Source organism: Streptococcus parasanguinis (assembly GCF_001069785.1).
GTDB lineage: Bacteria > Bacillota > Bacilli > Lactobacillales > Streptococcaceae > Streptococcus > Streptococcus parasanguinis_T.
On sequence record NZ_JVSR01000005.1, the window covers coordinates 22,037 to 28,036 of the forward strand.

The following is a 6,000-nucleotide window of genomic DNA, read 5'->3' on the forward strand; positions in this document are numbered from 1 at the left end:
TCTTGGTGTACTTCAGTACAACCTGCAACTCGCCGCCTAGTCCTAAAAGGAAACAAAAAGATTTGTATTTCATTTTTTAATTTCATCCATTAGCAACTAGTTTTGACACATTTGTGGACTTCTCAGCACCGCCACTTTCTGTAAAATGTGGGATTCAAAACACCTCTAATAGGTTCATTTTAGCAAGTTTTCCTGGAAATAGCAAGAAATCATAAAAGCGATTATTTAAATTTAACGCCTAGTTCTTTCAATTTCTTGATTGTAGCTGGGCCGATTCCTTTAAGGGCCAACAACTCTTTTTCTGTCCAGTTTGCGAAGTCCGCAACAGAGCGAATACCTTCATCATAGAATGTTTGCGCACGATCAAGTGCCACACCTTCCAAACTTGCAGCAAATTCTTCCACTGAAGAAGCCGCTTGTTTCACTTCTTTCGCCACTGCTTTTGTAGCTTTCTCAACCTTTTTAGGTGTTTCTTTCACAGCTGCAGTTACAGTTGCGACAGCTTTTTTCAAAAGATGTCTATTTTGATGTTTGTATTGTTTCGCACGGTTTACGTTCTTCTTTGCCATTTTTCCTCCTAAATTCAGTGATCAATTCCTAAGGCAACAAGGTTTCATCACTATCATTCCATTCAAAAATCCGTTGATGTCATTTCAACTTTTTTATTGTATCACAATCCCCTAAAAAATCAAGTCATTGCTCAATTTTCAGGTAAATCTAGCTAGTAAAACGCCTTCAATAAGGTGTTTTTAATATTTTCTTTCACCAAAGAGGCCATCTGGTAAATCATGAAATCCTTTTCCGGCATGAAAATTTTCAAACTTCCCTTGCAAGAACTGATAAGCGTCCAAACGGCTTTCATAGCGAATCATCGCGATTTTAGCTCGCTCATCCTGGTCTTCATCAAAAACCTTCTTACTTTCTTCGAGAGCCATTTCATTGATCATGACCTGGGTCTTGATCCACTCCTCAAACTCCTTCATAAACTCTGTTTCGTAACTCATCTTTACTCCATTCCTCTATAAAAATCCGTATCGATCTCCCGATAAGGTTGAATGTCCTGAACATATTCCAAGACGCCTTGAAAGTCTCCAGCTTCATCACGCACGGCTGCATAGGTGACATGGACAAATTTCCCACGCGATTCGGATTTGAACCACATTTCATACTTGTCTTTTTTCCCTTCACGAAGCCCCTGCATGATGGCTTTGACCTTCTCCAAATATTTCGGTGGGTGACACAGCTCAACATTGCGTCCTACCTGCGATGGCGTCCTCTTAAAAATCATTTCTTCAAAAGGCGCAGCATCATTGTAATATTGGAAAATATCATCCTTATTGACAAAGGTGATCTCCATTGGTAACTGGTTCAAGATTAAATTCGCTTGCTCCACAGATAGAAAGCCATGGCCAAAAGCCTGTGGTTGCTTGCGATCGAAGCTCTCTTCTTTTTTCTTAGGCGTGAAGGTAATGGTCAATTGCCCCTCAGGAGTTTCAATGACCTGACGGTGCTCATCTCCTTTTGAAGAAGGAAGCGGTTCAGTTGAACTCTCTGACTCTCTTGCTCCTTCTTCCTTGAAGTCCACACGTTTCGGCACCCATTTCTCACTTGAGAGAATAATGGCATAACCATAAGCATCACTTTCTTCTGCAATGGAGAGCCAGTCATCCTGGGTAAAGGACTCCAGCAAAATCATCAAGAGGATCGACTCTTCCTTGAAGATCATGCCCTCAAACTCTTGTGCAAAGGCTTCAAAGAGCTCCTTGACTTCAGAAATACTAGATTCCGGTAATTTCTTGGCCGCATCCAAAGCTTTCGCAAAGAGATCCCGAATCTGGTCATCTACTCCCCACATCACTTTTGGTGGGGAATCATGCCCATATTTTTCCATAATCGGAAACATCAACTCTTCCTTACGACGGTAATGCCGGTCAAATTGACCCACCAAGCCCAGCTGACGTAACAAGCCCTTATGAATCTCCTGAATCATCTCAGGATCCTCAGTCGTCTCATAATTGTCTAGCAAACGACGTACCCGCATCATAGCGGCTCGAAGGGCTAAGTTCTCCTGTTTAAAGATTTGAACAGGATGCCCTGGGTGGTCAGTATCTGCTACTTCGACCCCTTGAACAGCATTCTTAAAAAGATTAGCATGGACATCACAAAGTTCCATAACATCTTCAAAAGTAACCCCTGCATCTGAATTCATCAGTTCATGCTCCATAAGGGAAATCTCAATCGCAGACACCCCCGCAAAGGTCGCATCAAACCGTTCCTGAACCGATTCAGGGGAAGCTCCATGATGAAGCTCTAATAAGATATCTCTTAAGACATGAATTCGTTCATCACTCATTGGTCTAGCCCCACTACTTCATAGCCATTGGCCTCTAGTGTTCGCACAATCTTCTCCATAGGAGTACCTTCTAATTTTGATCCTTGTTTCAAAGAAACCTTGCGCCCAACTGTATTTCGCATGATCGGATTGGCTAAGGGTTTAAAGCCCAACTCCACCAACAAATCCAATACCTCCGGATGTTGATCAATAACTTGAGCAACTGGAATCGATACATCAATAACATTGTCCATTTATTTATTTCCTCTACTCATTCCCTTTATTTTCTCTTTGACGAGCCCGTTCTTCTCCCCACCAAAGAGGCATCAATTCACCTAAAGTAATGGTCTTACGACTCTCATAATCCACCATAAATTCTAGATGACGATTCTCAGCATCTAGCTCAAGGAGAAATTCACGACAGGCCCCACAAGGCATCCCAGAACCTTCTCCATAAGGAGGTTTGTCTCGAAAAGCAATAATGCGCTTGACCTTGGTTTGTCCTGATTGTTGATACATGTCGAAGAGTGCTGCTCGTTCCGCACATAAATGAAAGACGCCGCAAGTTCCTTCCATACAAAAGCCCGTAAAAATCTGACCATCTGCAGCCTCAACAGCAGCAACCACATGTCGAGCATAGACAAAATCTGAAACCTCTTGAGGCGCATAGAGAGCTTTCGCCTCAAGATAAAGTTTTTCCCAAATATCCATTCTTCTTCTTTCACTTCTTCACTAATTTCACAACTGCTTCTGTCCTTGCAGTATGGGGGAACATGTCCACTGATTGAATGTATTCAACCTGATAAACCTTCGTCAAAGCTACTAGATCCCGTGCCAAAGTAGAGACATTACAAGAGACATAGACCATCTTTTCAGGTGCATAGTGCAACAAGGTCTCGATTAATTTTGTCCCCAAGCCCGTACGAGGTGGATCCACGATCACAGCATTGGCCCGATAGCCTTCTTGGTACCAGCGAGGAATGATCTCTTCTGCTGTACCAGCCTCATAGTGGGTATTCTCAAATCCCATCCGTTTAGCATTGTATTTGGCATCTTCAATCGCTTCAGGAATAATATCCATCCCCCGAACACTTTTCACTCTATTAGCAAAAGCAAACCCAATCGTTCCAACCCCACAGTAGGCATCAATCAGGTTATCCTCTGGAGAAACATCTAGAGCCTTGACAGCCTCACTATACAATACTTCAGTTTGTTCCGGATTCAACTGGTAAAAGGCTCGAGGAGACAGGGAGAATTCATAATCCAAAACACCTTCCAAAATGGCATCTTCTCCCCAAATAATCTGCGTTTGTTCCCCATAAATCTCACTAGAACGAGACGTATTTTTGTTAACAGCAACCGTGACAATTTCAGGGTGTTTCGTGACCAAGTCTTGCACCAAATTGTTTACGTTAATCTGACGACTGGTGACCACAATGATCTGAACCTGACCAGACTTCCGAGCCCGTCTAACCATCATGGTTCTGACACCCAGTTCTTTACGCTCATCAGCAATCGGAATCTGATAATAGGTCAATAAATCCGCTAGATCATTGGCGATAGCTTGAATAACCGGATCTTGAACCAAACAATCTTTTAATTCCACCAAATAATGTGAATTTTGAGCATAGAGGCCCGCCTTCACCTGACCCTTGAATTTCCTTGTTTGAAATTGCAATTTTGCCCGATAGTAAAGAGGCTCCTGCATTCCAATTGTCGGCCGAATATCATACTGTTCAAATCCTTCAGGTGAGAACTTCTTCAAGGCCTGTTGCAACAAATCTGTCTTAAACTCCAGCTGCTTGTCATACTTCAAATGCATGATTTGACAGCCCCCACAGGTCTCATAGATATCACACATGGGCGTCACACGAAACTTAGACGCCTTATTCACAGATAAGAGTTTGGCTTCCGCAAAATTTTTTTTGACACTTGTAATTTGGCAGAAGATATCTTCTCCCTTCAAGGCACCTGGCACAAAGACAAGTGTTTTTTTATAAAAGCCAATCCCTTCTCCGTTAATTCCCATTCGTTTAATTTTCAAAGGAATTTTTTGTTTTACTTTAACGTTCATATCCCTATCTTAACACATTTTTCGGTATAATAAAAACATGAAAATTACAAAACTAGAAAAGAAAAAAAGACTCTACCTCCTGGAATTAGACAATGATCAAAAACTTTATATTACAGAAGACACCATCGTCAAATATTTTCTTTCCAAAGATAAAGAAATCAGTGAAGAGGAACTAAAAGAAATCCAAGAGTTTGCTCAATACTCCTATGGTAAAAATCTGGCCCTTTACCATCTTTCTTTTAAAGCTCGAACAACAAAAGAGGTCCGAGACTACCTGACAAAATATGAGATTGATAATGGCATTATTGATAAAGTGGTCCAACAGCTAAAAGAAGACAAGTGGTTAGATGATCGTCAATATGCAAGAAACCTGATAGAGGCCAACCTTCTCAGTGGCGATAAGGGCCCTGCCTTATTACAACAAAAAATTCTACAAAAAGGGATACCAAAATCTATCCTACAAGAAATACTTGCAGACTATGATTTTTCAGAAGTGATCGACCGTACCGCAATAAAACTCCTAAAAAAATACCAAGGAAAATATCCGTTAAAAGCCATTGAAACGAAAATCATCCAGGCACTCATTTCAAAAGGTTTTGCTTACAATCAAGCAAAGATAGCATTCCAAAATCTCGAGCTCGAAACAGATGAAGAAACAACCAATGAGCTCATTCTAAAAGAGTTAGAAAAACAATACCGTAAATACAGTAAAAAATATGAAGGCTATGAACTCAAACAACGCTTGACTCAGGCACTAGCCAGAAAAGGCTACGATTATAGTGATATAACGTCAGCCATTAGAGAATACTTAGATTCATAAACCAAATTGAAAATTAAATAGAAAAATAAGAAAAAATTTGAAAAAATATGATACAATATAGAGGATATACTTAGATTGTAGAAAGTTGGTAAGTTATGAAACTACCTAAAGAAGGCGACTTTATTACAATTCAAAGTTATAAACATGATGGCAGTTTACACCGTACATGGCGTGACACCATGGTATTAAAGATAACCGAAAATGCAATTATTGGAGTAAATGATCATACACTTGTGACTGAAAGTGATGGTAGACGTTGGATCACACGTGAACCAGCGATCGTTTATTTCCATAAAAAATATTGGTTTAACATCATCGCCATGATCCGTGACAATGGTGTGTCTTACTACTGTAACCTAGCAAGTCCTTTTCACATTGACCAAGAAGCCTTAAAATATATCGACTATGATCTCGATGTCAAGGTCTTTACCAATGGTGAAAAAAAATTGTTAGATGTTGAAGAATACGAGCAGCATAAAGAAAAAATGCACTATTCAGATGACATCGACTTTATTTTAAAGGAAAATGTTAAGGTTCTAGTAGATTGGATAAACCAAAACAAAGGTCCTTTTTCTGAGGAATATATCAAAATTTGGTATAACCGTTATGTTGAACTGCGAAATAAATAAAGTTGAAAAGAGCGAAAGCTCTTTTTTCTTATAAATTAATAAAAAAATAACTACAAAAAAAGTCTAATGTCAACCATTAGACTTTTTCGATACACTATCGGGAAGACAGGATTCGAACCTGCGACACCTTGGTCCCAAACCAAGT

At 40.0% G+C, this 6,000-nt stretch carries 8 protein-coding genes; 2 read left to right on the forward strand and 6 right to left on the reverse strand.

Annotated elements, in window-relative coordinates:
• Positions 1-221: 221 nt before the first annotated feature.
• The 6 genes from ADG03_RS00580 to rlmD all read right to left on the reverse strand — a co-directional run bounded on the left by ADG03_RS00580 (position 222) and on the right by rlmD (position 4,406).
• Positions 222-569: a helix-hairpin-helix domain-containing protein gene (locus tag ADG03_RS00580; RefSeq protein WP_021152722.1), complete on the reverse strand. Its 348-nt coding sequence runs from the start codon at positions 567-569 to the stop codon at positions 222-224.
• A gap of 180 nt (positions 570-749) precedes the next feature.
• Positions 750-1,004, reverse strand: coding sequence for a DUF1912 family protein (locus ADG03_RS00585; RefSeq protein ID WP_013903179.1), 255 nt, complete (start codon positions 1,002-1,004; stop codon positions 750-752).
• 2 nt (positions 1,005-1,006) lie between these two features.
• Complete coding sequence (locus tag ADG03_RS00590) at positions 1,007-2,353, reverse strand: DUF438 domain-containing protein (protein WP_049472990.1); 1,347 nt, start codon at positions 2,351-2,353, stop codon at positions 1,007-1,009.
• On the reverse strand, positions 2,350-2,586 hold the full coding sequence (locus ADG03_RS00595) for a DUF1858 domain-containing protein (protein ID WP_003014300.1): 237 nt from the start codon (positions 2,584-2,586) through the stop codon (positions 2,350-2,352). Before ADG03_RS00595 ends, ADG03_RS00590 begins: the two co-directional genes overlap by 4 nt.
• A 13-nt stretch (positions 2,587-2,599) precedes the next feature.
• Positions 2,600-3,043, reverse strand: a complete 444-nt coding sequence (locus tag ADG03_RS00600; RefSeq protein WP_049472992.1) for a cytidine deaminase family protein — start codon at positions 3,041-3,043, stop codon at positions 2,600-2,602.
• 10 nt (positions 3,044-3,053) lie between these two features.
• Positions 3,054-4,406: a 23S rRNA (uracil(1939)-C(5))-methyltransferase RlmD gene (rlmD, locus tag ADG03_RS00605; RefSeq protein ID WP_049472994.1), complete on the reverse strand. Its 1,353-nt coding sequence runs from the start codon at positions 4,404-4,406 to the stop codon at positions 3,054-3,056.
• Between the two features lie 37 nt (positions 4,407-4,443).
• Between rlmD and recX the strand changes: the two genes are divergently transcribed.
• Both recX and ntdP read left to right on the forward strand, forming a co-directional pair.
• The gene (recX, locus tag ADG03_RS00610; protein ID WP_049472996.1) at positions 4,444-5,226 is read left to right on the forward strand and encodes a recombination regulator RecX; all 783 of its coding nucleotides are present in this window, start codon (positions 4,444-4,446) and stop codon (positions 5,224-5,226) included.
• A 95-nt stretch (positions 5,227-5,321) separates the two neighbouring features.
• Positions 5,322-5,855: a nucleoside tri-diphosphate phosphatase gene (gene ntdP / locus ADG03_RS00615; protein ID WP_003005798.1), complete on the forward strand. Its 534-nt coding sequence runs from the start codon at positions 5,322-5,324 to the stop codon at positions 5,853-5,855.
• The last annotated feature ends 145 nt before the right edge of the window (positions 5,856-6,000 follow it).